Source organism: Actinoplanes sichuanensis (assembly GCF_033097365.1).
GTDB lineage: Bacteria > Actinomycetota > Actinomycetes > Mycobacteriales > Micromonosporaceae > Actinoplanes > Actinoplanes sichuanensis.
In genome coordinates, this window is the sequence record NZ_AP028461.1 from 1,407,148 (window position 1) to 1,432,026 (window position 24,879).

General features: G+C 71.6%; 22 protein-coding genes and 1 tRNA gene. 17 read left to right on the forward strand and 6 right to left on the reverse strand.

Translation table 11 applies throughout. The features are described 5' to 3' along the window. Positions 1 to 30: 30 nt before the first annotated feature. The 4 genes from Q0Z83_RS06120 (at position 31) to Q0Z83_RS06135 (ending at position 5,084) form a co-directional block, all read left to right on the forward strand. Positions 31 to 1,227, forward strand: coding sequence for a calcium-binding protein (locus tag Q0Z83_RS06120; protein ID WP_317792808.1), 1,197 nt, complete (start codon positions 31 to 33; stop codon positions 1,225 to 1,227). A 247-nt stretch (positions 1,228 to 1,474) separates the two neighbouring features. Then, complete coding sequence (locus tag Q0Z83_RS06125; RefSeq protein WP_317792809.1) at positions 1,475 to 2,110, forward strand: TetR/AcrR family transcriptional regulator; 636 nt, start codon at positions 1,475 to 1,477, stop codon at positions 2,108 to 2,110. Next, positions 2,107 to 3,468 carry a patatin-like phospholipase family protein gene (locus Q0Z83_RS06130; RefSeq protein WP_317792810.1) on the forward strand — a complete coding sequence of 454 codons (1,362 nt, stop codon included), beginning with the start codon at positions 2,107 to 2,109 and terminating at the stop codon, positions 3,466 to 3,468. The genes Q0Z83_RS06125 and Q0Z83_RS06130 overlap by 4 nt, the downstream gene beginning before the upstream one ends. Next, the gene (locus Q0Z83_RS06135; protein WP_317792811.1) at positions 3,465 to 5,084 is read left to right on the forward strand and encodes an acyl-CoA dehydrogenase family protein; all 1,620 of its coding nucleotides are present in this window, start codon (positions 3,465 to 3,467) and stop codon (positions 5,082 to 5,084) included. Before Q0Z83_RS06130 ends, Q0Z83_RS06135 begins: the two co-directional genes overlap by 4 nt. On the opposite strand, the gene Q0Z83_RS06140 is transcribed toward Q0Z83_RS06135, so the two are convergent. The 3 genes from Q0Z83_RS06140 to Q0Z83_RS06150 are packed head-to-tail and all read right to left on the reverse strand — an operon-like array spanning position 5,058 to position 8,553. Further along, positions 5,058 to 6,194, reverse strand: a complete 1,137-nt coding sequence (locus Q0Z83_RS06140) for a pyridoxal-dependent decarboxylase (protein WP_317792812.1) — start codon at positions 6,192 to 6,194, stop codon at positions 5,058 to 5,060. The two genes, Q0Z83_RS06135 and Q0Z83_RS06140, sit on opposite strands and share 27 nt — an antisense overlap. Further along, a complete protein-coding gene (locus Q0Z83_RS06145; protein WP_317792813.1) occupies positions 6,194 to 7,033 on the reverse strand; it encodes a hypothetical protein in 840 nt (279 codons plus the stop codon). Before Q0Z83_RS06145 ends, Q0Z83_RS06140 begins: the two co-directional genes overlap by 1 nt. A 53-nt stretch (positions 7,034 to 7,086) precedes the next feature. Next, on the reverse strand, positions 7,087 to 8,553 hold the full coding sequence (locus tag Q0Z83_RS06150; protein WP_317792814.1) for an APC family permease: 1,467 nt from the start codon (positions 8,551 to 8,553) through the stop codon (positions 7,087 to 7,089). Positions 8,554 to 8,951: 398 nt separating this feature from the next. Here Q0Z83_RS06150 and Q0Z83_RS06155 point away from each other — a divergent pair, with 398 nt between their 5' ends. Continuing rightward, positions 8,952 to 10,436: a glycoside hydrolase family 5 protein gene (locus Q0Z83_RS06155; protein ID WP_317792815.1), complete on the forward strand. Its 1,485-nt coding sequence runs from the start codon at positions 8,952 to 8,954 to the stop codon at positions 10,434 to 10,436. Here the strand turns inward: Q0Z83_RS06155 and Q0Z83_RS06160 are convergent. Then, positions 10,433 to 10,669, reverse strand: coding sequence for a hypothetical protein (locus Q0Z83_RS06160; protein WP_317792816.1), 237 nt, complete (start codon positions 10,667 to 10,669; stop codon positions 10,433 to 10,435). The genes Q0Z83_RS06155 and Q0Z83_RS06160 overlap by 4 nt on opposite strands. Before the next feature lie 55 nt (positions 10,670 to 10,724). Then, the gene (locus Q0Z83_RS06165) at positions 10,725 to 11,297 is read right to left on the reverse strand and encodes a TetR/AcrR family transcriptional regulator (protein ID WP_317792817.1); all 573 of its coding nucleotides are present in this window, start codon (positions 11,295 to 11,297) and stop codon (positions 10,725 to 10,727) included. A gap of 51 nt (positions 11,298 to 11,348) precedes the next feature. Between Q0Z83_RS06165 and Q0Z83_RS06170 the strand changes: the two genes are divergently transcribed. The 11 genes from Q0Z83_RS06170 to Q0Z83_RS06220 all read left to right on the forward strand — a co-directional run bounded on the left by Q0Z83_RS06170 (position 11,349) and on the right by Q0Z83_RS06220 (position 23,595). Continuing rightward, positions 11,349 to 11,990, forward strand: coding sequence for an O-methyltransferase (locus Q0Z83_RS06170; RefSeq protein WP_317792818.1), 642 nt, complete (start codon positions 11,349 to 11,351; stop codon positions 11,988 to 11,990). Positions 11,991 to 12,228: 238 nt separating this feature from the next. After that, complete coding sequence (locus Q0Z83_RS06175) at positions 12,229 to 12,558, forward strand: hydrogenase maturation nickel metallochaperone HypA (RefSeq protein WP_317792819.1); 330 nt, start codon at positions 12,229 to 12,231, stop codon at positions 12,556 to 12,558. Positions 12,559 to 12,722: 164 nt separating this feature from the next. Beyond that, positions 12,723 to 12,795, forward strand: a tRNA-OTHER gene (locus tag Q0Z83_RS06180). 40 nt (positions 12,796 to 12,835) lie between these two features. Beyond that, positions 12,836 to 13,930: a leucine-rich repeat domain-containing protein gene (locus Q0Z83_RS06185; protein ID WP_317792820.1), complete on the forward strand. Its 1,095-nt coding sequence runs from the start codon at positions 12,836 to 12,838 to the stop codon at positions 13,928 to 13,930. Further along, the gene (locus tag Q0Z83_RS06190; protein WP_317792821.1) at positions 13,927 to 15,420 is read left to right on the forward strand and encodes an ankyrin repeat domain-containing protein; all 1,494 of its coding nucleotides are present in this window, start codon (positions 13,927 to 13,929) and stop codon (positions 15,418 to 15,420) included. Before Q0Z83_RS06185 ends, Q0Z83_RS06190 begins: the two co-directional genes overlap by 4 nt. Positions 15,421 to 15,463: 43 nt before the next feature. Continuing rightward, a complete protein-coding gene (locus tag Q0Z83_RS06195) occupies positions 15,464 to 17,359 on the forward strand; it encodes an ankyrin repeat domain-containing protein (protein ID WP_317792822.1) in 1,896 nt (631 codons plus the stop codon). Positions 17,360 to 17,495: 136 nt separating this feature from the next. Then, positions 17,496 to 18,674 (forward strand): AAA family ATPase, encoded by a 1,179-nt coding sequence (locus tag Q0Z83_RS06200; protein WP_317792823.1) that lies wholly within the window; start codon positions 17,496 to 17,498, stop codon positions 18,672 to 18,674. A 424-nt stretch (positions 18,675 to 19,098) separates the two neighbouring features. Further along, positions 19,099 to 20,304, forward strand: coding sequence for a vWA domain-containing protein (locus Q0Z83_RS06205; protein ID WP_317792824.1), 1,206 nt, complete (start codon positions 19,099 to 19,101; stop codon positions 20,302 to 20,304). Between the two features lie 316 nt (positions 20,305 to 20,620). Then, on the forward strand, positions 20,621 to 21,436 hold the full coding sequence (locus tag Q0Z83_RS06210; protein WP_317792825.1) for an oxygenase MpaB family protein: 816 nt from the start codon (positions 20,621 to 20,623) through the stop codon (positions 21,434 to 21,436). Between the two features lie 9 nt (positions 21,437 to 21,445). Then, entirely contained in the window at positions 21,446 to 22,051 is a 606-nt protein-coding gene (locus Q0Z83_RS06215; protein ID WP_317792826.1) for a DUF6230 family protein, read from the forward strand. After that, positions 22,042 to 23,595, forward strand: a complete 1,554-nt coding sequence (locus Q0Z83_RS06220) for a DUF6114 domain-containing protein (protein ID WP_317792827.1) — start codon at positions 22,042 to 22,044, stop codon at positions 23,593 to 23,595. The genes Q0Z83_RS06215 and Q0Z83_RS06220 overlap by 10 nt, the downstream gene beginning before the upstream one ends. Before the next feature lie 13 nt (positions 23,596 to 23,608). On the opposite strand, the gene lepB is transcribed toward Q0Z83_RS06220, so the two are convergent. Further along, complete coding sequence (gene lepB / locus Q0Z83_RS06225; RefSeq protein WP_317792828.1) at positions 23,609 to 24,265, reverse strand: signal peptidase I; 657 nt, start codon at positions 24,263 to 24,265, stop codon at positions 23,609 to 23,611. Positions 24,266 to 24,330: 65 nt separating this feature from the next. Between lepB and Q0Z83_RS06230 the strand changes: the two genes are divergently transcribed. After that, positions 24,331 to 24,876, forward strand: coding sequence for a PadR family transcriptional regulator (locus Q0Z83_RS06230; protein WP_317792829.1), 546 nt, complete (start codon positions 24,331 to 24,333; stop codon positions 24,874 to 24,876). The last annotated feature ends 3 nt before the right edge of the window (positions 24,877 to 24,879 follow it).

Consider the following 24,879-nt stretch of genomic DNA (forward strand, 5'->3'; position numbering starts at 1 on the left):
CGTATGAAACGGGGGTTTCATCGAATGTTCGTGAATCGGCGGACTCTGTCCGCCATCGGTGCGACCGCACTCGCGGTCGTCGCCTCGCCGTTCCTGTTCTCGTCGCCCGCCTCGGCGGCCGGGGCGGGGTCGGCCAAGGTCGTCGGGACGAACAAGGTGCAGTTCACCGCGTCGGCGGGCAGCACCAACTCGTTGACCATCACGATCTCCGGCCGGACGGTCACGCTCGACGACCGGGTGGCGATCAAGGCGGGTAGGGGCTGCAAGGCGGTCAAGGGCGACCGCACCAAGGTCCGGTGCATCACCGCGAAGGCGACGACGCGGCTCAGTGCCTCGCTCGGGGACCGCAACGACACCCTTCGCAACAAGACGTCGGTCTACCTGTACGCCACCGGCGGCTCCGGCGCCGACACCCTGATCGGCGGCTCCGGCCGGGACGACTTCTACGGTGGCACCGGCGGTGACCGGCTGTACGGCAACAACGCCAGTGACCACCTGTTCGGTGAGTCCGGAGCGGACCGGATCGTCGGCGGAGAGGGCCCGGACAAGCTCTGGGCCGGCTCCGGTGACGACCGGATCTGGGGCGGTCCCGGCTGGGACTTCATCGTCGGGGAGGGCGGCGACGACATCGTGGCCGCCGGTGACGACGCCGACTACGTCTACGGTTCCGCAGGCCACGACACGCTCTACGGCGGGGCCGGCGAGGACATCATCGGCGGCAACGACGGCAACGACGTCATCTGGGGCGAGACCGGCGCCGACAAGATCGAGGGCGGCGACGGTCACGACACGATCCACGCCGGCAGCGGGGAGCGGGTCACCTACAACGGCGCCGTCGTCGGCGACATCGCCGTGGGTGGTCTCGGTGACGACCACATCTTCGGTGAGGACGACCGGGATTTCATCGTCGGTGAGCAGGGTGGCGACGAGCTCTTCGGAGGTGCCGGGGACGACTACGTCACCGGTGGCGACGGCAGCGACCTGGTTCGCGGCGGCGAGGGTGACGACCTGGTGGCCGGCGGGCGGATCCACGTGCAGGCGGGGCTCATCGAGGACCGCAATGGTTACGACCTCGTCGACGGCGGCACCAATACCGCCGTCGGCGACTACTGCTACGTGACCGTGTGGTCGGGTGACGAAGGGTGCGAGGTCCTTCCGGCGGACGGCGGTGGCGAGGGCATGAAGCGCCGCGCCGTCTTCTCGGGGCTGTCAGCCGGCTGGCAGTGACGCGGTGAGTGACGGCCGGGTCGCCTTCGGGCGGCCCGGCCGTTCGTGCTTCTCCGGGACGAACCGCTCCAGCCCGGCGGCCGCGTGTCGGCCGGGACGTCCCGCACCGCTCGCGGGGTGACCGCGGGGCGGCGTGGTCTGCGGTCGGTGAGGGGTGGACCGTACCCCCTTGTTGCTTTGTTGATTTGAATCGTGATTCACTCCTTGCCTTCAGTTGAATCCGGATTCAGAGTTTGGGGGTCTCCGGATGCCTTACCGGCCGACCGCGTTGACCAGGCAGAACGCGTTGGACAAGCGAGACGGGTTCCTGCGTGCCGCCCGAGGCCTGGTGGCCGCCGACGGGTTCAAGGCCGCCACCGTCGCCGCCATCGCGGCCCGGTGCCAGGCCAGCGTCGGCTCGGTGTACTCGTACTTCGACAGCCGCGACCGCCTGCTCGCCGAGGTGTTCCGCAGCGCCGCCGGCCATGAGGTCGACCTGGTCCGGGCGGCCGTGGCCGATGCCGGCCAGCAGGCGTCGGAGCGGATCGGCGAGCTGATCCGGATCTTCAGCGGGCGGGCGCTGCACGGCCGGCGGATGGCCTGGGCGCTGCTGTTCGAGCCGGTCAGCCCGGTCGTCGAGGCGGAACGTCTGGTCTACCGCAGCTCCTACACCGACATCGGCGAGCAGATCATCCGGGACGGGCTGGCCAGCGGCGACTTCGTGCCGCAGGACGCCCGGCTGGCGTCGTCGGCGGTGATGGGCGCGGTGTCCGAGGCGCTCGTCGGATGGATCCGGCCGGACAGCGCCGAGCCGTCGGAGAGCGAGCTGGAGAGCGTGATCGAGGGGATCCGGTCGTTCTGTTTCCGGGCCCTCGGAGTTTCGTACGCGGGGGGAGTCCGATGACCGTTTCGCCGACCCTGGCCACCGCGCAGCAGGCGCTGGCCGACCAGTCCGTGAGCCGGACCCTCGGGACGCGGCTGGTCGCGTTCGGTCGGGGCAGCGCCGTCGTCGAGCTCGACATCCGGCCGGACATCAGCAACCACCACGGCGCCGTGCACGACGGGATCGTCGCCTACGCCGCCGACACCGCGATCACCTTCGCCGGTGGGGCGGCGGCGCTCGGACCCGACATCGTCACGTCCGGCCTGACCATCGACTATCTCGCCCCGGCCCAGGGCCGCACGCTGCGGGCGACCGGCACCGTGTTGCGGGCCGAGGGCCGCCGGGCCGCCTGCCGGTGTGAGCTGCACGCGGTCGCCGAGGACGGCACCGCGACCCTGGTCGCCGTCGCGCAGGGCACGATCGAGGCCCGGTCCGCGCCGCCGGTCGTGACAAAAGCGGCCGGCCGCCGTGGGCCCACCGTGCAGGAGGTGCTCACCGAGCGCCGCCGCACCGGGAAGAACGACGACGGCGCCACCGTCGCGCTGGTCATCGAGGGTGGCGGCATGCGCGGCATCGTGTCCGCCGCGATGGCCGCGGCGATCGAGGAGGAGGGCTACCTCGACGCGGTCGACCTGATCGTCGGCACGTCGGCCGGTGCGGTCAACGCCACCGCGGTCGCGGTCGGCGCGGCCGGGCCGATGGCCGACTCGTACGCCGAGATCTTCTCCTCGCCCGAGTTCATCGACGTGCGCCGGTTCGTCCGCGGCCGCCCGGTGATCGACGGGCCGCTGCTGGTCCAGCGGGTCGACGAGCTGTTCGGCTTCGGTGCGCTGGCCGGCACCGCCCAGGCCGAGAAACTCGTCATGGTCGCCACCGACGTGGCCACCGGCCGAGCCGAGGCCCTCACCGGCTTCACCGACCGCGACGACCTGGTCGGCTGCCTGCACGCCTCCGGACTGCTGCCACTGCTCGCCGGTGACCCGGTCGAGCTGCGCGGCCGCCGCTGGCTGGACGGCGGCATCGTCGAGGCGGTGCCGGTGCTGACCGCGGCCGCCCGCGGCGCCACCCACGCGATCGTGCTGGCCACCCGGCCGCCCGGCACTCAGCCCGCCTACGGCGCCGCCGATGTGGTGGTGGAACGCTACCTGCGCCGGCTCAACCCCGAGCTGGCCGCCGCCTACCGGGGCCGCCCGCACCGCTACCGGGAGACCCTGCAGCAGGTCCGGGACGGCTGGTCGCACGGGCTGAGCACACTGTGTATGGCCCCGCGCGTCGACGACCCGCTGCCCGGCCGGCTGGAACGCGACCAGACCGCACTGCGGGCCGCCCGGGACGCGGCGGCCGCCGTCGCCCGGACCGTCCTGAAGGAGCTGCGGTGACCCACGACGTCGTCAACCAGGCCCCGCCCCGGGCCGGTCTCAACGAGTTCCTGATCAACCCGGCGCTGACCGAGGCCGTCGACCGCTACGGCGCCGGGTGGGCCACGGCGTCGCTGACCGAGGTCGGCGAGCTGGTCGGCCGGGCGGACTTCCAGCGCGACGCCGAACTCGCCAACACCCATCCGCCGGTCTTCACCGCGCACGACCGCTGGGGCCACCGGGTCGACGCGGTCGACTTCCACCCCGGCTACCACCGGGTGATCGGCGCCGCGATCGAGCACGGCGCGCACACCAGCTGCTGGTCCGCACCGCAGCCGGGCGCCCACGTGGCCCGGGCCGCCACGTTCATGCTGTTCGCCCAGGTCGAGGCCGGTCACGCCTGCCCGGTCAGCATGACCCACGCGGTGGTGCCGTCGCTGCGCCTGACCACCGACCTCGCCGGCGAGTGGCTGCCCAAGGTCTACTCGCGCGTCTACGACCCGGAGTTGCGGGACCCCGCGGTGAAGACGTCGGCGATCTTCGGCATGGCCATGACCGAGAAACAGGGCGGATCAGATGTACGGGCGAACTCCACCCGAGCGATGCCGGCCGGCGACGGCACCTGGCGCCTGACCGGCCACAAGTGGTTCTGCTCGGCACCCCAGTCGGACGCGTTCCTCGTCCTCGCCCAGGCCCCCGGCGGACTGTCCTGCTTCCTGGTCCCGAGGGTGCTGCCCGGCGGCGACCGCAACGTGTTCCGCATCCAGCGCCTCAAGGACAAACTCGGCAACCGGTCGAACGCGTCCAGCGAGATCGAACTCGACGCGACCGTCGGCCGGCTCCTCGGCGAGGAGGGCCGCGGCGTCCGCACGATCATCGAGATGGTCGCCCAGACCCGCCTCGACTGCGTGCTCGGCAGCGCCGCCGGGATGCGCCAGTCGGTCGCCGAGGCGGCCTGGCACGTCCGGCACCGCAGCGCCTTCGGGGCGACCCTGATCGACCAGCCGGCCATGACCGCGGTGATCGCCGACCTCCAGCTCGAAGCCGAGGCCGCCACCTGGACCGCCCTCCGGCTCGCCGCCGCCTACGACTCCGACGACGACGAGTCGGTCGCCTTCCGGCGGCTGGCCACCGCGGTCGGCAAATACTGGGTGTGCAAACGGGGGCCGAACCACGCCTACGAGGCCCTCGAATGCCTCGGCGGAAACGGCTACACCGAGAGCTTCCCGCTGGCCCGCCGCTACCGCGAACAGCCGGTGATGGCGGTGTGGGAGGGCTCCGGCAACGTGATCGCGCTCGACGTGCTGCGCGCCATGTCCCGGGAGCCGTCCTCGGTGGAGGCGGTCGACCGTGAACTGTCGTCCGCCCTCGGCGTACACGCGGCCTACGACACCCACGTCGCCACCACCCGCAAACTGATCGCCCAGGTGGCCGGCGACCCGTCCGCGGCCGCCGGATCGGCCCGCCGGGTGGTCGAGGCGCTGGCCCTCGGCCTTCAGGGGGCGGTGCTGATCCGGCAGGCCCCGGCGGCGGTGTCCGACGCGTTCGTGGCCGCCCGCCTCGGCCCCGACCGCGCTCTGGAGTACGGCGCCCTCGACCCCGGCCCGGCCCTAGCCGCGATCGCGGCCCGCGCCTGACGACTCGATGCGCCGCGGTCTCGGGGCGGGCACGTGGATCCGGCCACGCAGCCGCGCCTCCAGGTCGCTGACCAGCTCGGCGACCCAGGCCTGATCGACACCGGGCATGCAGATGATCCGACCGGTCCGCTCGTCCCCGCCCAACATCCACGGGCGGGGTAGGCGGTCCGGCTGGGCCAGGGTGATCGTGAACGCGTCCGGCAGCCGCTGCGCCGGCCAGCCGATCCGGCACAACGCGTCGTACGTGTACGCGGCCAGATCCCGCGACCGCTGCGCCCGCCGTCGGTGCCCACCACGGCCCTGCCCGAGCAGCGACGCGGCCAGCAGCAACGGCGTGTGCCCGGACCGGGAGCCACTGATCGTCGTGTCGGCCGTACCGATGTAGGAGATCTGCTCCCGGCTCTGCGCCGCCGGGCGCCGGGGATAGAGGATCACCGCACACGGCGTCAGCGTGGACAGGAACTTGTGCCCGCTGACCACCAGACTCGTCGCCCCGGCGCGGAAACCGAAGCCCGGCGTGCCGTCCGGCAGCAGCGCCCGTGGCACTCCGGCCAGCGCCGCGTCCACGTGGATCCGGCGGCGGGTGATCCCCAGGTCGTCGCAGAGCCCGGCGATCCCGGCCACGTCGTCGACCGCCTCCCGCTCGGTCGTGCCCACCGTGGCCACGATCATCGCGGCCCGTCCGGAACCGGCCCGCAACCGCGCCCGCAGATCGTCGAGGCTCATCCGATCGTCGTCGTCGGTGGCCACCCGCACCAGCGGCGCGCGGACCAGGTGGGCCGCCTTGGCGATCGAGTAGTGGGCGGCCGCCGACGCGTAGACCATCACGTCCGGATGGGCGGTGACCGCCTCGTCGACGGCGTGCAGCGTGCCCTCGGTGGCGCCGCCGGCCACATAACCCCAGACATCGTCACCGGCCCCGAACAGGGCACCCAGCCACCGCACCACCTGCACCTCGGCGTCCTTGGTGTGGCTGCGGCCGTGCCCCGGCTGGAACGGGTCACCGACATTGTTGAGCAGCCGCCCGGTGACCAGCTCGGCCAGGTGCGGATAGGTCAGATCGGTGGCACCCGGAAACGCCAGCTCGTAACAGCGGTCGTCGAGATCCATCAGAATCCCTTCCGCCGGCGCTCGTCCGCGGCATGGATCTCCCGGTCCAACTCGGTCATCACCCGCAGCACCCGGCCGTAACCGGACCGCTCATAGAGCAGGGAGAGAGCCACCCGGGTGTACGGCCACCGCGACAGGATCACCGGAGTACTGAGCGCCTCATGACTGGAGATGGTCAGCGCGTTGTGACCGTCGGTGCCTCGGCGGTCGGCGACGAGCGCCCGCTGCCCACCCGGCATCGATTGATCACCGGCCAGGTAGAGGATCGTCCCGGGGATCTGCAACTCCGACCGGGCCCCTTCACACGCCTGGGCGAACGTGCCGGTGTGCGTGTCCAGACTGGAGAACGCCAGCCCGGTGTAGACGGCCCGGTCCGGTACGTCGTGCCGGTTGGCGAGGGCGGTTCGCACATCCCACGGCTGCCGCGGGTCACGGCTGCGGGCCAGATCGACGAGCGCGGTCAGCAGATCGACCGGATCGGACGGTTCCGGCCCGGCCAGCCACAACCGGGTGGCGGCGGTCACCACCATCGCGCTGCCGTCGGCGGTGCGCTCCCGGAACAGGGCGGCCAGCGCGTACGGCACGAGCGGCCGGTTGAACCGTCGTCCCCACGCGGCCGACGCGTGCCGGGCGCTGAGCGCATGCGCCCGTTCGAACAGCGCCCATTCCAGGTTCTGTCGTACGAGGGTCTCGGCATCGGCCGCCTCCTGCGCCCGATGCTGCTCGGCCGGCGGCTGCCAGCCGATCGCCGCAGCCGGCGCCGGGTAGGGAACGCGCGGATGCGGAATGATGCCGTGCGGCTGGTAGGCCCCCGATTGGGGCTCGGCCAAGGCGGTCATCAGGTTCCTTCGGGGGATTCTGCGGCCTTCCGGCCGGGGAGAGGCACGGGAGGTCAGACTTCGATGTCTTCCAGGGCCGGGTCGAGGACCGTCCGGCCGTCCGGGATGCCTCGACCGATGCCCTGGTAGACGGCGGGGCGGGTGTGCCGCAGGTAGCGGCCGGTCAGCACCGCGGTCAGGGTGCCCGCGCCGATCACGGCGGCGACCAGCCACGGCAGCGACGAGCCGGGTTCGGTGCCGAGCAGGGTGCCGACGCTGCCGGCCATGAAGAACAGGGCCAGCACGCCGAAGGTGCCGCCGGCCACCGGGCACACCCGGCGTACCAAGACGTTCTCGCTGCCGCCCAGGCCCTTCTCGAAGAACGTGAACGCCGACCAGGACGTGGCGGTGAGCAGCGCGAGCACGCACACCGCGCCGATCGTCGACAGCCACGGGAAGATGGTGGCCATCGGGTCGGCGCCGGCCAGTGCCATGACGGTCAGCACGACCGCCGAGGTGACGGCCTGGACGGCGGTTCCGCCCAGCGGCGCGCCGCCCTTCGCGCCGGGGCTGACCTTCTGCCAGGCGGCTGGCAGCACACCCTCGCGGGCCAGGGCGAACACGTTGCGGGCGATGGCCGCGCCGAACGACGACTGAGCGGCCAGGATGCTGGTGACCAGCAGAAGGGTGGACAGTTCGGCGATGCCGTTGCCGTACACCTCGCCGAGCAGCGCGAGCGGTTGCCGGCCGGCGTCGGCGGGGCCGTTCTGCATGTTGCCGAAACCGATCCAGGCTCCGTACGCCCACGACGCGAAGCAGTACAGGACTCCGCCGCCGCCGATCGCCAGCGCGGACCCGACCGCCATGGCCCGGTGCGAGGTGGCCTCCTCGGCGTAGGCCATCGCCGTCTCGGTGCCGGCGAACGCGGCGGCCGCGTACACCAGCAGGGTGGAGGTGGCACCGGCGACGATCAGGCTGGACGGGGCGAACGCGAGTCCGGCCCCGGCCGCGGTGCCGGAGTCGGGTGCCGGGTGGGTGAAGCCGGCCAGGATGAACAGCAGCACCACCGCGATCTCCAGGGCCAGCAGCACACCGAGGACGCGCGCTCCGACGGCGCCCGGGTACTGGCCGAGCAGCAGTACGATCAGCCAGGCGATCAGCGCCCACATCCACCATTCGCCGGCGCCGACGAGCCCGGAGACGGTGGCGCCGAGCAGGGGGTAGAGGCTGGCCTGGAGCGCGCTGTAGCCGATCAGCGTGACCGCCGCTCCGACCAGTCCCCAGGTCGGATTGGTGCCGCGGGCGAGTTGTGCGTAGAACGGGGCGCCGTGCGGGACGTGGCGGCCGACCGCCACGTAGGGGACGGCGAGGATGGCCATCACCGTCATGATCACCAGGAACGACAGCGGCACGCCCGCGGCGCCGGTCACGGCGTAGGTGGCCGGGATACCGCCGTTGAGCACGGTCTGTGGCGACGATGCCACGATCGCTGCTCCGGCCAGGGCGGCCGGGCCCATCGAGTAGCGGGCGAGCACAGTCATCGCGGGCTTCACCGGTTCACCGCCACTTCACCGAAGCAGCATTCGGCGCCAAACGATCCGCGCATTGCGGAGCCTCCTGAGGAGTTGAAAAAGGAAGGTACGAACCGGGACCTGAACGCAGGCTCACGGTGCTGCGGCGTCGACGTCCGTGAAGCCCGCGAGGGCTCGTCGAGGCAGCTTCGGTGCCCTTGTCACCAGGGCGTACGCAACCCTTCCACAGAGGTATCAGCAAATCCCGAAACGTCACGACATCGAGCGATGACAAAACCGACAAAAACGTTTCCGGGTGTACGGCGCGCGCCTGCCGTACCGCGTTGATCCGATTTGGGAGCGCTCCCGTATAGCTGGGTGTAGCGCAGGCTCAGTGGAGGCTCCCAATGTACAGATCGCGTTTCGACATGTCCCGTCTCCGGACTCGGCGGTGGCAGATCGGCGCGGTGGCCGGTGTCACCGTCGTCGCTCTCGGTGTCGGCCTGGGGGTCGCCTCGGCCGGCGAGGCCACGCCCACGGTCAGCTGCCCGGCCGTGAAGATCAACGTCGCGGTGCCCGCCCAGCAGCGTGCCGACGTGCAGCGCAACCTGGAGCTGCTCAACACCCAGATCGACGAGGCCGACAAGCGGATCGTCAGCACCAAGGGGCAGGGCGGCCCGAACTTCATCCAGAACGCGATCCTCGGCCCGCTGAAGGACAAGCGGTTCGCCACCATCGAGCGGATGGAGACGGCGATCGCCCGCAACGCGGCCCGCCCGAACCTGAACTCCGAGGGCCTGGCACCCTGCACGCTCAACACCAAGGGTGGCACCCCGGCCAAGCAGCCCACCGCGGTACCCACCACCGCCGCCCCGGCCGCGACCACCAAGCCGCCGGTGAAGGCCACCACGCCGCCCACCAAGGCACCGGCCACCACGGCACCGACCGCCGCGCCGACCACCGCCGCTCCGGCCAAGGGCACCCCGGTCGCCGTCAACGGCCGGCTCAAGGTGTGCGGGGTGAACCTCTGCAACCAGGCCGGCCAGCCGATTCAACTGCGCGGTATGAGCAGCCACGGCCTGCAGTTCTTCCCGAACTGCGTGAACGCCGGTTCGCTGAACGCGCTGCGCAACGACTGGAACGCCGACTTCATCCGGCTCAGCATGTACGTGCAGGAGGGCGGCCTGGAGACCGACCCGGTCGGATTCACCGCGAAGGTCAACGGGCTCGTCGACCAGGCCACCAGGCTGGGTCTCTACGTGATCGTGGACTTCCACATCCTCACGCCCGGTGACCCCAACCGGAACACCGCGCTGGCCAAGAAGTTCTTCGCCGACGTGACGGCCGCGCACCGGAACAACAACAACGTGATCTACGAGATCGCCAACGAGCCGAACGGGGTCAGCTGGGACGGCATCCTGAACTACGCCAACCAGGTCATCCCGGTGATCCGCCAGAACGTGCCGGACAGCGTGGTGCTCGTCGGCACCCGCGGCTTCTCCTCGCTCGGCCTCACCGACGGCGCCGACGAGACCGAGATCGTCAACGACCCGGTCGCGTTCCAGAACATCATGTACACGTTCCACTTCTACGCGGCGTCGCACGGCGCGGACCGGCGTGCGGTCGTGGCCCGGGCCGCGAAGAAGCTGCCGCTGTTCGTCAGCGAGTTCGGCACCCAGACCTTCACCGGCGACGGCGGCAACGACTTCGCCAGCACGAACGCCTGGCTCGACCTGCTCAAGGCCAACAAGATCGGCTACGGCATGTGGAGCCTGTCCGACGGCCGGGAGACGAACTCGGCGTTCAAGCAGGGCACCTGCGCGGGCTCGACGTTCGCCGGCACGGGCGTACTGACCGAGGCCGGCCGCTACATCCGCAGCCGCATCCTCACCGGAGTCGGCAACCCGAACTAGTGGTTGAAATGCCGCCGGGATGCTCGAATCAGCAGCATCCCGGCGGTCATTGCCGTCAAGGCCAGGGCGATCAGGCCCAGGACCGGGGTCATCGCCGCCGCCAGCATCTGCCAGTCGAGCCACGCCTCCATCGCCGCCTGGTCGCGCTGCCTGCTGATGTCTTGAAAGACACCCCCGATGAGGAAGACCGGATTGATCATGCTCAGGGCGGCGACCAGCAGAGGCAGCACCAATCCGACCAGGCTCAGCCGGTAGGCCCACTCTGCGTGTCGGTCGGCCCGGTGGGGATCAGGCGCCGTTGAGGGTTGCGTGGACCAGCTCGGTGATGAACTCGGTGGTGATCTCCTGGCCGGTGATCAGAGCCCGGTAGTAGAGCGGTCCCACCAGCCGGTCGACCGTTGTGTCGAGGTCCGCGTCGGCCGGCAGCTCACCTCGTTGGACGGCGCGTTGCAGCAGCTGCCGGTCGCGTACGCGTTGGGCGGTCAGGTGTTCCTCGCGTAGTCGGGCGGCCAGCGCCGGGTCGTGCTGACCCTCCGCGGTCAGTGCCCGGAACACCGCGCCCGCGTGGGAGACGGTCAGGAAGCGGGCCAGGGCGGAGAGGTGTGTGATCAGGTCCCGGGCCGTGTCCCCGGTGTCTGGTGGCGTGAGCTCCTCGGCCGCGTCGGTGGCGAATGCCTCGAACAGGATGTCGGTCTTGGATGGCCACCACCGGTAGATGGTTTGTTTCGCCACGCCGGCCCGCTGGGCGATGCCCTCGATGGTGAGCCGGGCGAATCCGTTCTCTACCAGGAGGTCGTCTGCTGCCTGCAGGACCGCGAGGCGGGCCTGTTCGCTGCGTCCGTGGCGGTTTCCGCGATGCATGGTCACACCCTACCTTGTCTAGACGCAACGTTGCGTCTACGGTTCGGTGTCATGACCTCACTCCTGAGCGAGCCGATCCGCGGCATCCTCGACCGGCTCCACACCGCTGCCCTGCGCGACGACGACCTGGACATCGCGCCGCTGCCGTCCGGCGCCTCCGCCCAGCAACGCGCCGACGCCCTCGCGTCGGCCTACCTGCCGGTCTCCGTGGAAGGCGGTCGGCTGCTCTACAGCCTCGTCCGGTCCGCCCGGCCGCAGACGGTCGTCGAGTTCGGTACCTCGTACGGGATCTCCACCCTCTATCTGGCCGCCGCGGTACTCGACAACGGCGCCGGTCGGGTGGTGACCACCGAGCTCAGCTCGACCAAGGTCGCCGCCGCCCGCGCCACCCTCGCCGAAGCGGGCGTGTCCCACCTGGTCGACGTCCTCGCCGGCGACGCGCTGCAGACACTGAGCACGATCGACGACCCGATCGGCCTGGTACTGCTCGACGGGTGGAAGGAGCTGTACCTGCCGGTACTCCGGCTACTCGAACCGCGATTGACGCCCGGCGCATTGGTCATCGGTGACGACAGCAGCTTCCCGACCGTTCAGCCCTATCTCGACTACGTCCGTGACCAGGCGAACGGCTATCTGAGCGTCGGCTTTCCGGTGGAGGATGGGATGGAGATCAGCTGCCGCATCAGCAGCTGACCCGGTCGATGACACGACCTCTTCGACTGCCGCTACGGTCCACGTGAGCGGCGGGGCGCCGAGTTCGCGTGCCTGGGGCCGTACACGCATGGAGATCGCGGCCGCGCCCATCGCGACCGCGAAGCCCATGACGGGTGATAGCCCCACCGTGGTGTGACGGCGGTAACAGGGTTCTCGTGGGCGTGGGAGACTGTCAATCTGCGCCACCTGACCGGGGTACACAGCCGGGGAGGGTTTCATGCACGAGCTGGCGATCGCCGAGAACATCGTGGACACGGTCTGCTCCCGGGCGGCGGGACGGCCGGTCCGCCGGGTCACCTTGCGGATCGGGGCACTGACCGCGGTGCTGCCCGACCACATCCGGTTCTGTTTCGAGCTGGCCGCCGCCGGGACCGCCGCGCACGGTGCCGCCCTCGATCTCGACCTGCGGCCGGCCGTCGTCTTCTGCCGGTCGTGTCAGGTCGAGCAGCGGCTGCCCGATCTGATCCCGCTGTGCCCCTGCGGCAGCGCCGACGTCACCGTGACCACTGGGCGGGAGCTCGACATAGTTTCGATGGAGGTGGCGTGACCGCCTCAGGCTGATTCGGGGGCGGGTGGCCGTACCTCCGCCGGAGGATTTTGATCTGATCCTTTTCGGACGCCCTTCGACTGCACTCTGGACCCCGCTTCCGGATGGTCTTGAGCGGGCACGCTGAAGAAATGTCGGTGGGTTCGCGTATGCTCCGGCGCGGCGAGGTCGTAGCGCAGAGGTCGTCGCGCCTTGGCATCGAGCAGGAGGACGCCGGTTCGAATCCGGCCGGTCTCGCCGCCTTACGTCAGCGTGTCCGGCCACAGGGGGAGGCGACATGCAGGTGCGATGCCCGGCCATCGCCGACCCCGATCGTGGCCTGGCCGACCCGGGTGACTTCGACGGCATCCTCGGCCGGTTGGCCACCCCCGACCCGGTCACCGTGCCGGAGGAGTTCGCGCGCGGCCTGATCCGCCCGGACGGCCGCGTCGACCTGTGCAAACAGGGTCTCGGCCCGGTCCAGGCGGCCCGCGTCGTCGAGGTCGCTGCGGCCTCACCACACGCCACCCACCTGTTGCTCGGCACCAACGGCCTCGGCTCCGAGGGAGCCCGTGCGGTCGCCGGCGCGCTGCCCGACGGACACCGGATCAGCACCGTCTACCTGGGCTGTAACCGCATCGACGCGGCCGGGGCCGGTGCGCTCGCCGACCGGCTGGCCGAGGACGACAGCGTCCGCGCGCTCTGGCTCAAACGCAATCCGATCGGTGACGAGGGGGTGGCCCGGCTCGCGTCCGCGCTGCCCGGCAACCGCGCTCTGCGTACCCTCGACCTGGTCAACACCGGCCTCACCGCGGCCGGTCTGGAGCCGCTCGCCGACGCCCTCGCCACCCGGCCGGGCGGCCTCGAGCGCCTCTTCCTCGGCGGCAACGGCCTGCGGCCGGACGCGGTTCCGGTCCTGTCCCGGTTCGTCCGCGAGGGCGGAGTCCGCGAGCTCTACCTCGCCGTCAACCATCTGGGCGACACCGGCGCCGCGACGCTGGCCGACAACCTCTCGGGGTACGCGATGACGCTCGGCCTGGGCGGCAACGGCATCACCGACGTCACCGCCCTGGCCGCGAACCTCCGCTCGTGGACCGCCCTAGACCTGTCCCGCCCACCCTCCGAGCGGGCCCTCGGCGGCCGTCCCAACGTGCTCGGCGACACCGGGGCCGCCCAACTCGCCGAGGCTCTGCCCGGCAGCGCCCTGCGGCGGCTCGACGTGCGGTTCACCGGCGTCGGCGGGCGCGGGGCGAAACTGCTGCTCGCCGCCGGTGCCGGGCTCGACCACCTGGGCATCGGCGGCGGTGTGCCCCGGCGGATGCGACGGCTCGCCCCGAAATCGTCGGACGCCCCACACGAGGACATCAACGCCATCGTGAGCGTCTACCGGTGAGCGGTGCGCTGTTCCGGTCCGACTGGCGCAACATCCGGAGATACGCGGTACCGGCCCGGATGGTCGCCGAGTGCGCCGAGGCCCGGCAGCGCGGCGACTGGCGGGCCGCCTGCGAGGCCGCCCGGATCGACGTCGACATCGACCCCGATCTGCTCGTGGAGGCTCCGGTCGCACACCTCGCGCCGGATCTTCTGCGCTGGCATCTGCCCCGGGTCCTGCACGGGTCGACCGAGTTCGCGGCCAGACGGCTCCACCTGCTGGTTCCCGACTCGCCGGTCGGGCCGGACACGGTGCTGCTCACCGTGCGTTCGGCGGACAGCGCCCACGGCTCGCAGCGGCTCCGGCTCGGCGCCGTCCGTGGGGCGGCGGTTCTGCTCGACGGGCCGGCGGCGCCGTTCCCGGCGTACTTCTGGGATGTGCGAAGCATCGGCCGGCTACCGGCGGCGCTCGGCTCCGGGAGTGCCGCCTCCGACCGCCGGGCGGCCTTCGCCGCGGCCGGCTTCGAGTTCACCGCGGGGCAGGACGACAAGTGGCGATCCGCCGACCGCAACCGGGTGCTGACGCCCCTCGACCCCTGGCGGCTCGCCCACGACACCCGCTGGCTGGCGGCCCGCCTCGGCGAGCGGGCCTGGACGGTCTCCGACAACTCGTATTGGCAACCGAACGCGTTCCGATACCTGACCGTGTTCGTCGACGGTGACACCACCCGCGTCTCCTGGACCACCACCGAGGGCCGACCGTGCATCCCGATCGACCTGGTGTGCTACTCCGCCGACCAGGAACTGATCCGGCAGGGACAACTCGCACCCGGCGCCCTGCACCCGCTCGTTCGCGACGTCCTCTACCCGGACGCCCCGGCGGAGCCGTTCGTGCCCACCGACGGTGAGGTGGTGCGGGTGCGTTGCAACGGCGTCTGGCACGCGGTCGAGGCCCGGCTCGGACGGCTCGACCCGCTCGCTCACACCCTCGACGAACGCCGGCGCGAACGCGCCTTGCAGGCCTTCGGCGGTGCGACCGGCGGCTGCTTCGCGGTCGAGCGGATGTGGTACGGCGGGCTCGGCCGACTGCCCCGGCGGCTGCGGGAATATCGGGCCGGGTTGTGGCAGCGACTGATCCACGGCGGTACACGTACGCTCTGCGAACTCCTCGACGCCGGGCTCGACCCGTACCTGCGTGACGGCACCGGCGGCACGCTGATCCACCGGATCGCGGCGTTCGACCACCGGGAGATGCTGCCCCGCCTGCTCGCCGCCGGGGTCGGCCTGGACACCGTCGACAAGGAGGGCTACACCGCCCTGCATCGCACGGTCCAGCAGCTCGGGCCGGCCGACGTGATCATGACCCTGGTCGACGCCGGCGCCGACCTGTCGATCCGCAACCGCGACGGCGAGACGGTGCTCGACCACGTACGGAAGGCGTTCAGATACGGCGACCGGCTGCGACCCGACCTCCGGGCGGCGCTGGTGCACCTGCGCGAGCAGGCGCCATGACGGCCGGTTCGCGTATGCTCCGGTCGATTCGGGAGGGGTTGCGGTGAGCGGTCACGATCCACTCGCGCTCGCCGAGTGGCAGCGCATCCGCCACTATGCCGTGCCACCGCGGATGATCGCCGAGTGCGCCGCGGCACGGGCGGCCGGCGACCAGCGGGCCGCGTGGGCGGCCGGTCGAGCCGACGTGTCCGACGCCGCCGCCGAGCTCGTCCCGCACCTGGCACCCGACCTGCTGCGCTGGCACCTGCCGCGGGCGCTCGGCGGGCACACCACCCTCGCCGTCGACCGGACATACGTGCTCGTCTCGCCGGACACGGTGTTCGCTCCGGAAACGATCGTGCCCATCCTGGACGCGATCCCCTCCATGTTCGGCTCCCAGCGGCTCAGCATCGGCACCGCCGACTGGGCGCAGCTCGAGCCGGGCGAGGTCTCGCTGCTGCCCGCCCACCTGTGGGACCCACGGCACGCGGACGAGTTGCGGGCCGCCATCGGCGGGTCGGCCGAGCGGGTGCCCGGCTTCACCGGTGCCGGTGAACCGCTCGCCCCACCCGGTTCCGGTGACGATCCGGCCGAGCGGGTGCGGCTGTCGGCCACCCCGGCCGAGGCGTTCGCGGCAGCCGGGTTCGTCGTCGACGGCGATTCCTGGCCCGACTATGCGGATCAGCCGTTCCTGCGGTCGATCGACCCGGTCCGGCTCGCCTACGACGTCCGGTTGCGGTCCCGGCTGACCGGGCTGACCGACTGGACGCTCTGGGCCTCCTATCGCGACCGTCTGTGCTGCGACGTGGAGGGCGACACCCTGCGGGTCACCTGGACGTCCGACCGGCACTTCTCCTCGGCCGCTTGGAGGCGGCCCCGCCTCCAACCCGACCTGGTCCGCTACCAGGTCGACCTCGACCTGATCCGGGCGGGTCGGCTGACCCCGGCCGACGTGCATCCGATGGTCCGGGCGGCGCTCTTTCCCCGCCTCGCACCCACTGTCACGTCCGCGGGCGGTCCGACCGACCTCACCGATCCGGCTCCCGGACCCGCGTCGCCTGCCGCTTCGGCGCCTGCCGCCGGTCCCGCGCCGGCCGCCGGTCCTACGCCTGCGGCCGGTCCTACGCCTGCGGCCGGTCCTGCGCCTGCGGCCGGTCCTGCGCCGGTCGGCATTTCGCCGCTGCTCGCTGATCCGGTGCCGATCGGTGCTTCCCGGCCGCTTGCCGGTCCGGTGTCGGCAGGTGCTTCCCAGCCGCTCGCCGGTTCGGTGTCGGCTGGTGCCTCCCGGCCGCTCGCCGGTTCGGTGTCGGTTGGTGCCTCCCGGCCGGTGGCGGGTCCGGTGCCGGCTGCCGTGGGGACCGTCCGGATCCGGTGTCGTGGGGACTGGCACGAGGTCGATGTCCGGCTGGGGCGGCTCGAACTGTCCGGGCACACCGATGCCGAGCGCCGACGGGAACGCGCTCTGGGCGCGTTCGGCGGCAAGGTCAGCGGCTGCTTCGCGGCTGAGCAGGCCTGGCACGGCGCCCCCGGCCGGCTGCCCCGCCGCCTCCGCGCCCACCGCGACGACCTGTGGCAGCTCATGATCCACGGCGGTACCCGAACCGTCTTCGAACTCCTCGACGCGGGCATGAACCCCCATCTGCGGGACAGCCGCGGCCGAACCCTGATCCACCGGGCGCGCGCCTTCGACTACACGCGTCTGCTGCCCCGCCTGCTGGCCGAGGGCCTCGACGTGAACGCCCGTGACAAAGAGGGCAGCACCCCGCTCTACCTGGCCGTGGTCCACCGCTGGCCGGCCGACCTGATCATCGCGTTGACCGACGCCGGCGCCGACCCGAACCTGCCCAATCAAGACGACATGTCGGTCATCGACCACTGCGACGACTACCTCGACTACTTGGAAGACCTCGACCCCGACTTCGAGGCGGCAGTCACCCACCTGCGTAAACGGGCCCTCTGAGACGCCCTCGACCGAGCACCCGTTCCGGGCGGTGCGGCTTTCCCGGACGTGGCGCGCGGGTGGGAAATCGCGGACCGGAAATGTCGGTGGGGTCGCGTATGCTCCCGGCCACCGCCTGACCGAGGAAGAGGTTCGTATGGCCGCCGGGCTCGACGCCGCTGATGCGCTGCTGCGCCGGATCCGGGTCACCCGGACCGAACCGGTCACCGACCACCGGGCCGCCGCCCTGTCACTGTGCGTGGCGGCTAACCTGCCGGTGCTCCTCTGGGGCGAGCCGGGCATCGGCAAATCGGCGACCCTCGCGCAGCTCGCCGACGGTGTCGATGTGCCCCTGGAGACCGTGATCGCCAGCGTGCACGAGCCGTCCGACTTCGCCGGTCTGCCCATCGTCGGCGACGACCCGGCGGTGCAGGGTGTCCCGATGGCCCCGCCCGACTGGGCCGTCCGCCTCGCCCGGCACGGCCGTGGCCTGCTCTTCTTCGACGAGCTGTCGTCCGCCCCGCCGGCCGTGCAGGCGGCCCTGCTCCGGGTCGTCCTGGAGCGTCGGGTCGGCAGTCTCACCCTGCCCGACGAGGTCCGGATCGTCGCCGCCGCCAACCCGCCGTCCTCGGCCGCCGACGGCTGGCATCTGAGCCCGCCGCTGGCCAACCGGTTCGTTCACCTGCACTGGACCCATGACCCACGGGTGGTGGCGCGCGGCCTGTCCGGCGTGTGGCCGCGCATCGAGGTGCCCGTCGTCGACCCGGATCGCGCCGCGAGCGCCCTGGCCCGGGCCCGCGGCGTGATCGCCGGGTTCCTGACCGCCCGCCCCGGCCTGACCCATCACCTACCGGCCGACGCCGAGGCCCGAGGCGGCGCCTGGCCCTCCCCACGCACCTGGGACATGGCACTGCGCCTGCTCGTCTTCCACTTCTGCGCCGGCACCGCCCGGGAGGCCCTGGCCACCGCGATCATCGGCGCCGTCGGCGACGGTCCCGGGCTGGAGCTGACCACCTACCTCGACGAGCTGGACCTGCCCGACCCCGAGCGGGTCCTGGCCAACCCGGCCGCGTTCGCCCTACCCGAGCGCGGCGACCGCCAGCTGGCGTTCCTGACCGCGGTGGTCGCCGCCATCGAGGCGCGGGTGACCCGCGAGCGCTGGGAGGCCGGCTGGACGGTCCTGGCCAAGGCCGTCGACGCGGGCGTCCCCGACGTGGCGGCCCGGGCGGCGTTCGACCTGGCCCGCATGCGAGAGCCGGCCTGGCCGGTCCCGGCCTCGATCGACGCGTTCCTCGAGGTGCTCACCGCGTCCGGATTGCTGACCGGTGGCTCCTGACCCGCCCCCGCCCGCTCCCGGCCCGGTGACCTCGGTCCCGGCCGCTCGCGGTCCGTCAGCATCCGACCTGCCTGTTTCCGGTCCGGTGGCGTCCGCCCCGTCCGCTTCCGGTGCGCCAGGGTCCGACGTGCCCGCTTCCGGCCCGTTTGCTTCAGTCCCGGTGGTGCCTGCCGTTCACCCGACTCCGTCGCAGCGTTCGGTTCAGACCAGCGCCGATCCAGCGGCCGGTGGGGCGTGGGGGAGTGCTGGCGGCTCCCCGCCGGGGTTTGGCCGGGAGGAGGTCGCTGCCGGCGGCTTTCCACAGGCTGTCGGCGAGGAGCAGGCCGTTGACGGCGGATCTGAGTCGACCGGTGGTGAGGCTGAGTCGGCCGGCGGTGAGGCTGAGTCGGCCGGCGGTGAGGGTCGGGCCGGTGACGACGGGACGGTGGCCGGCCGGGAGCGGCGGGCTGATGCCGCTCGGGCTCTGGATCGGACGAAGCTGCTGGCCGCGCGGTTGAAAGCGGCCGGCGCCCAGCCGTACCTGGCGTCGGCGCTGTACAGCCTGACCGTGGTGCCCAGCCACGACGTGCCGACCATGGGGGTTGATCGGCACTGGCGGTGCTACGTCAACCCGGGGTTCGTCGACGGCACGCCCGTGCATGAGCTGGCCGCTGTCTGGGTGCACGAGGTCGCCCACCTGCTGCGGGATCACCACGGGCGGTCGGCGCTGGTGGCGCCGGAGATGCGACACGATCATCATCGGGTCAACATCGCTCAGGACTGCGAGATCAACGACGACATCTCGTCGCTGCCGTCGAATGCGTTGCGGCCGGCCATGTTCGGGTTGCCGGACGGGCAGATGTTCGAGCAGTATCTGCCCGGCATTCCGGCCACCCCGCACCATCCGGAGTGCGGTTCCGGCGCGCATGGCCGGTCGATGCCGTGGGAGATCTCCGACGCGGCCCGGGTCAGTCCGGTCGAGGCCGCCGCCATCCGCCGCCAGACCGCCGACGACATGCGCAACCACGCCCGGTCGCGCGGGCGGATCCCGGCCGGCTGGCGGCGCTGGGCCGACGAGATCCTGGAACCCACCGTCGACTGGCGGCGAGCCCTCACCGGGGCCGTCCGGGAGGCCGCGTCCTGGGCTTCCGGGGCGGTCGACTACACCTATTCGCGGCCGTCGCGGCGCGGGGCGGCCGTACCGCGGGTGGTCTTCCCGAGTCTGCGCCGCCCGATGCCTCGGGTGGCCGTCGTGGTCGACACGTCGGGTTCGATGGGCGGCGACGAGTTGCGGGCCGTCCTCGGCGAGGTCGCCGGTGTGCTCCGGGCCGTCGGGATCGGGCGTAACCGGGTGACCGTCCTGGCGTGTGACGCCGACGTGCACGAGGTCCGCCGGGTCAACACGGTCGGCGACGTGGTGCTGGCCGGTGGCGGCGGGACCGACATGCGGGTCGGCATCGATCAGGCACTACGTGCTCAGGAGCGGCCGCACATCATCATCGTCCTGACCGACGGTTACACCCCGTGGCCGGATGGCCGGCCCGGCAACGTGCGGGTGATCGCCGGTGTGGTCGGCGAGGGCGCCGAGCCGCCACCGTCCTGGATCGAGACGGTCGCGATCCCGCTCGACCAGACCTCAGCGCACGGGTGATCGGCGCGCCGGTCACCCGACATGGCGTCGGTGCCGGCTGATCGGCCATCGGCGATCGATGAGGTGACCGGAGTGGATGCAATGGGGCGGTGGCGAGCCGTCGGAGCGAACGGCTCGGTGGGCGTGGGAACTGGACGCCCGTGAGGCGTGCGGCTCAGGGCGCCGGGCCGGGTCCGGCTGCCTCGCTCGGTGGGACCGCGACGGGACAGGGGTCGCAGCCGACTAAGTTAATCCCAAGACGTTCCTCAGACTATGAATAACACGGCATGAGCTGTACGCCTTTCATCAGAAGTTAATCGTGGTTTACATTCTTGGAATGGATGAAGGTCTCTTCGACGACAGCGCGGTCATTCGGCGCGTGGCCCGCGAAGGGCTCCTGCTCGCCGGGGGCGGGCGGGCCACACTGCTCCAGATCGCACATCCGGGCGTCGCTCAGGGCGTCTACGACCACAGCAACTTCGCCGAGCGTCCGCTCGACCGGCTGCGCACCACGATGAGCTACGTGTTCGGCGTGCTCTTCGGCACCGTCGAGGAGGGTGCGGCGATCAGTCGGGCCGTCGTCGCGATGCACCGCAAGGTGACCGGGCCGGGCTACTACGCCGACGACCCCGACCTGCAGGTCTGGGTCAATGCCACCCTCTACGACACCGCGGTCCTGATCTACCAGCGGGTCTTCGGCCCTCTGTCACCGGCCGAGTTGGACGAGTGCTTCCGGCAGTACAGCGTGCTCGCCACGTCGATCGGCTGTCCGGCGGACGCGTGGCCGGCCGACCGCGCCACCTTCGACGCCTACTGGGACCGCATGATCCACACGCTGCGGGTCAGCGACGAGGGCCGGGAGATCGCGGCCGCACTGATGCGCCCGAAGAACATCCCGCTCGTCATGCGCCCGGCGAAACCGCTGAACCGGCTGGTCACCGTCGGCCTGCTGCCGGAGCCGATCCGGGCGCAGTTCGGCTACCCCTGGTCGCCCCGGGAGCAGCGGATGTTCGACGGCTTCTTCGGCGTGACGAAGCTGATCTACCCACGCCTGCCGGGCAGGGTGCGTGACCTGGTGAAGGACTACTACCTCAACGACCTGCGCCGGCGGCTGTCGCGGCGGCGCAACCCCCTCACCGCCGACGGGAGATAGCGAACACCGATGAGAGCTGACGAAGGCCGTACCTCCTGGGGCCGGGCCTGCCTGCTGCTGCTTCCCTCACTGGCCGTGCTCGGCGGCGTCACCGTCGGCATCGCCGAAGGGGCCCTCGCCGCCTCATTCGGCGTCTCCGGGCAGCAATTCAAAGTCAAAGCCGCAAGCGTCGAGGGTACGGACGTAGCCGCTTACCTGGACACCGCGCGAAGTGTGGACGGCACCCATCATCCGGTGATGCTCGCCGGAGTGGGCCGGGCCTCGCTGCGCGACGTGTGCACGTCGGCGGTCGTGGACGTACCGGTGGTCGGCAAGATCTCGCTGAAGGTGCTGGGCGGCCGCACCGAGGCGATCACCGGGACGAACGTGGTGGCCGACGCCGACGCGCTGTTCGGGGGTGACGGCGTGATCACCGAGGTGGAGGCCGGTCGCGACGCGTCCACGCTGGACCGGGTGAAGGGGGTCAGCGGGCCGCCCGGCCGGTTCGGGGTGCAGGCCGGGACGATCAAGACGTCGGATGTGGAGAGCACCGCCTGGTCGGCCAACGGCGGGACCCTCGAACTCGCCGGTGACCTGGAGGTCAGTGTCACCGCCGGTGTGCACGAATGCTTCTGAGCCGGCTGCGTGAGCTGAGCGCCGAGCTGGACGAGCGGGTTCCGGGCCGGGCGGGTTTCCGCCATTGGCGCCGGACCCGCCCGTTCTGGGGTGGGGTGGCCGCCGACCTGGGCGGCCTGATCATCCTGTTGTTGCCGATGGCGCCGCTGCCCGTCATGATCCACGTGGGGATGGCGGCGGTGTCCGGGGTGGCGATCGGTTCGATCCTGATCGCGGCCGGGCTGTTCTTCTGGTTCGCTCCGGCCCAGCGCGCGTTCGTCGCGGTGGTCGCCTCGATCTGCGCCCTCGTCTCGGTGGTCACCAGCAACCTGGGCGGCGGCGGCATCGGGGCGCTGCTGGCCCTGGTCGGCTCGGCGATGGCCTTCGGCTGGCGAACCGACCCGCGCCCACCGACCGACCCAGGCGACGACGAGACGGAACTGATCCCACCGGTCGACGCCGCCGGAAGGCTGGACGTTCGCGATGGCGGGGGAGCGCCGGCCGGCCGAGCCGACGCCGGAACACCGGGTGGTCGCGGTGGCGGGGGAGTGCCGGACGATCGGGAGAGCGGGCCGCTTCCGGAAGCCGGGCGGGCCGGGCTTCGAGCCTCCGCACCGCCCGAGGCGGGTTCGGCTGACGCTGTGGAAGGGGCGGTTGCGTCGGTGGCGGGCGGTGCACCTCGGCGGGTCAGATGGCGGAGCCTGGTAGTCATGCTGCCGGTCGCGGTCGCCGCCGGACTGGTCACCGCGGTGGCCGCCCATCGCCCGCCGCCCGCGGAGGCCGCGCCCGCTGAGGCGGCGCCCGCAACGGTGTCGACATGCGTTCCGGTGCCGGGCGCGACTCGGCCGTGGTGGATTCCGGAATGGCTCTGGCCGGCCTGCCCGAACCCGTCCACGAACCCCTCAGCCGGCCCGCCGAATTCCGGCAGCCCGGCCCCGACACCATCACCGACTCCGGCTCCGAGCGGTGGAGACACCACCGGTACGCCGGTGCCGAGTGGGAGCGGCGAGCCCGGCCCCGGCACCTCGCCGTCGGTATCCGCGTCCGCTTCGCCGAGCGCCGGGATGACCGTGGCGCCACGGATGACGAACCCCGGCCGGATCACCGCGATCAAGTACGGCGAGAACGTCCCGGCGGTCAGCGCGGACAGGCTCCTGGCGACCGGTTTCACCTTCCGCGGGACCGTGGAACTGCCCACCGACAGTGGCACCGTGAAGGCACTCGTCTTCCACGCCGACAACCTGAAGGCCGACAACTACCGGATCCTGACCGGCGACCCCGGCCCCGACCTGCGGCTCGGCATCGACCTGGACATCGACGACGTGGACATCTACGCCACCCACCTGGGCGGTCTCATCACCGTTCCCTACCTGGACGTCCCGCTGCTCCCGGTGGAGATCACCGCCGACCTGATCCCGACCTGGCTGCCGCTGAACATCTGGCTGCCGGCGTTCTCCGGAAACGGCGTCAAGGCGGGGCAGGTCTTCATCCGGGCCGGCACGGTCCGCGGCAGCCACCTGGCGGCCGAGGTCAGCGGTTCCGGCGCGTCCAGCGGCAGAGGTTGAGGCGCCCGCACGATCAGGGGCGGGGCGACCGGAGTTTCGCGAGTGCGCTGAGCAGGGCGGCGATGATCAACAGGGCTATCGAGGCGATGAAGGCGACGGCGGTTCGGGTCAGGGCGGCAGCCGCGCGGTCGGGAAGCGGATTCGTGGCGACGGCCACCACCCGGCCGCGAACCAGGTCGGCCGGCACGGTGCCGTCGCCGTCGGTGTCCGACGGGGTGCTCGCGGCGGCCCGCGAGTCGAGCGAGACGGCCGGATTGTCACCGAGGACGAACAGGCGGCCGTCGCTCACCCGTACCGCGAAAGGGGTTGTCCCGACGCCGACCACCGTCGGCCCCGCGCCGATCGCCGAGGGAGGGGCGCCGACCACCGACGACCCGGTGATGATCCGCGACGTCTCGTCACAGCAGGTGATGGTGTCGCCGCCGATCGCGGCGACCCGTTTGACCAGCAGACTTTCGCCGTCCAGCAGCACGATGTCACCGCGGGCGGCATCCTGGGACCAGGTGTCCACCACGACCCGGTCACCGGGTGTGATCAGCGGGGCCATCGAGGCGGTCGGGATCGCGTAGACCCGGTAGCGCAGCAGGACGAAGCCGGTCGAGCCGAGCAGCAGGACGAGCCCGCCGGCGAGCGCGCCGCCGCGGGCCCGGCGCAGCAACGGTCCGGACATCGAAGAAGATCCTAGCCGTTATGCAACTAGTTGCACAGCAACGAAGTGCATAGGATGATGCGGTCATGGCGCTGGAGCACGCGATCCTGGTCTCTCTGCTGGAGCAGCCCGGGTCGGGCTACGAGCTGGCCCGGCGGTTCGAGCGGTCGATCGGCCGGTTCTGGACGGCCACCCACCAGCAGATCTACCGCGTTCTGAGGCGCATGGAGGCGGACGGCTGGCTGGTCGCCGAGGAGATCGGCCAGGACGGCAGGCCCGACAAGCGCAGCTTCTCGGTGGCGGACGACGGGCGGGCGGCGCTCATCGCTTGGCTGCGGGCGCCGGTGCAGCCGGAGGCGGTGCGGCACGAACTGGCCGTGAAGATACGTGGCGCCGCCTTCACCGACGACGCCGGGCGGGCCGCGCTGATCGGCGAGGTCGAACGCTACCGGGCCGAGCACGAGTCGCTGCTCTTCACGTACATGAACGGCGAGAAACGGGACTTCCCCGATCTTGAACACCTGGACGTCGGTGAGCGCCTCCAGCACGTGGTGCTGCGTGGCGGCATCGCCTACGAGCGGATGCTGCTCGACTGGCTCGACGACGTCCTCGACACGCTCCGCGCACTCTGAGAG

Excerpts from the sequence above, each read along its gene's own strand:
- Q0Z83_RS06125 (WP_317792809.1), top strand. The coding sequence starts at position 1,475 with ATGCCTTACCGGCCGACCGCGTTGACCAGGCAGAACGCGTTGGACAAG.
- Q0Z83_RS06130 (WP_317792810.1), top strand. The coding sequence starts at position 2,107 with ATGACCGTTTCGCCGACCCTGGCCACCGCGCAGCAGGCGCTGGCCGAC.
- Q0Z83_RS06140 (WP_317792812.1), bottom strand. The coding sequence starts at position 6,194 with ATGGATCTCGACGACCGCTGTTACGAGCTGGCGTTTCCGGGTGCCACC.
- Q0Z83_RS06145 (WP_317792813.1), bottom strand. The coding sequence starts at position 7,033 with ATGACCGCCTTGGCCGAGCCCCAATCGGGGGCCTACCAGCCGCACGGC.
- Q0Z83_RS06150 (WP_317792814.1), bottom strand. The coding sequence starts at position 8,553 with ATGACTGTGCTCGCCCGCTACTCGATGGGCCCGGCCGCCCTGGCCGGA.
- Q0Z83_RS06155 (WP_317792815.1), top strand. The coding sequence starts at position 8,952 with ATGTCCCGTCTCCGGACTCGGCGGTGGCAGATCGGCGCGGTGGCCGGT.
- Q0Z83_RS06165 (WP_317792817.1), bottom strand. The coding sequence starts at position 11,297 with ATGCATCGCGGAAACCGCCACGGACGCAGCGAACAGGCCCGCCTCGCG.
- Q0Z83_RS06170 (WP_317792818.1), top strand. The coding sequence starts at position 11,349 with ATGACCTCACTCCTGAGCGAGCCGATCCGCGGCATCCTCGACCGGCTC.
- Q0Z83_RS06175 (WP_317792819.1), top strand. The coding sequence starts at position 12,229 with ATGCACGAGCTGGCGATCGCCGAGAACATCGTGGACACGGTCTGCTCC.
- Q0Z83_RS06185 (WP_317792820.1), top strand. The coding sequence starts at position 12,836 with ATGCAGGTGCGATGCCCGGCCATCGCCGACCCCGATCGTGGCCTGGCC.
- Q0Z83_RS06200 (WP_317792823.1), top strand. The coding sequence starts at position 17,496 with ATGGCCGCCGGGCTCGACGCCGCTGATGCGCTGCTGCGCCGGATCCGG.
- Q0Z83_RS06210 (WP_317792825.1), top strand. The coding sequence starts at position 20,621 with ATGGATGAAGGTCTCTTCGACGACAGCGCGGTCATTCGGCGCGTGGCC.
- Q0Z83_RS06215 (WP_317792826.1), top strand. The coding sequence starts at position 21,446 with ATGAGAGCTGACGAAGGCCGTACCTCCTGGGGCCGGGCCTGCCTGCTG.
- Q0Z83_RS06220 (WP_317792827.1), top strand. The coding sequence starts at position 22,042 with ATGCTTCTGAGCCGGCTGCGTGAGCTGAGCGCCGAGCTGGACGAGCGG.
- lepB (WP_317792828.1), bottom strand. The coding sequence starts at position 24,265 with ATGTCCGGACCGTTGCTGCGCCGGGCCCGCGGCGGCGCGCTCGCCGGC.
- Q0Z83_RS06230 (WP_317792829.1), top strand. The coding sequence starts at position 24,331 with ATGGCGCTGGAGCACGCGATCCTGGTCTCTCTGCTGGAGCAGCCCGGG.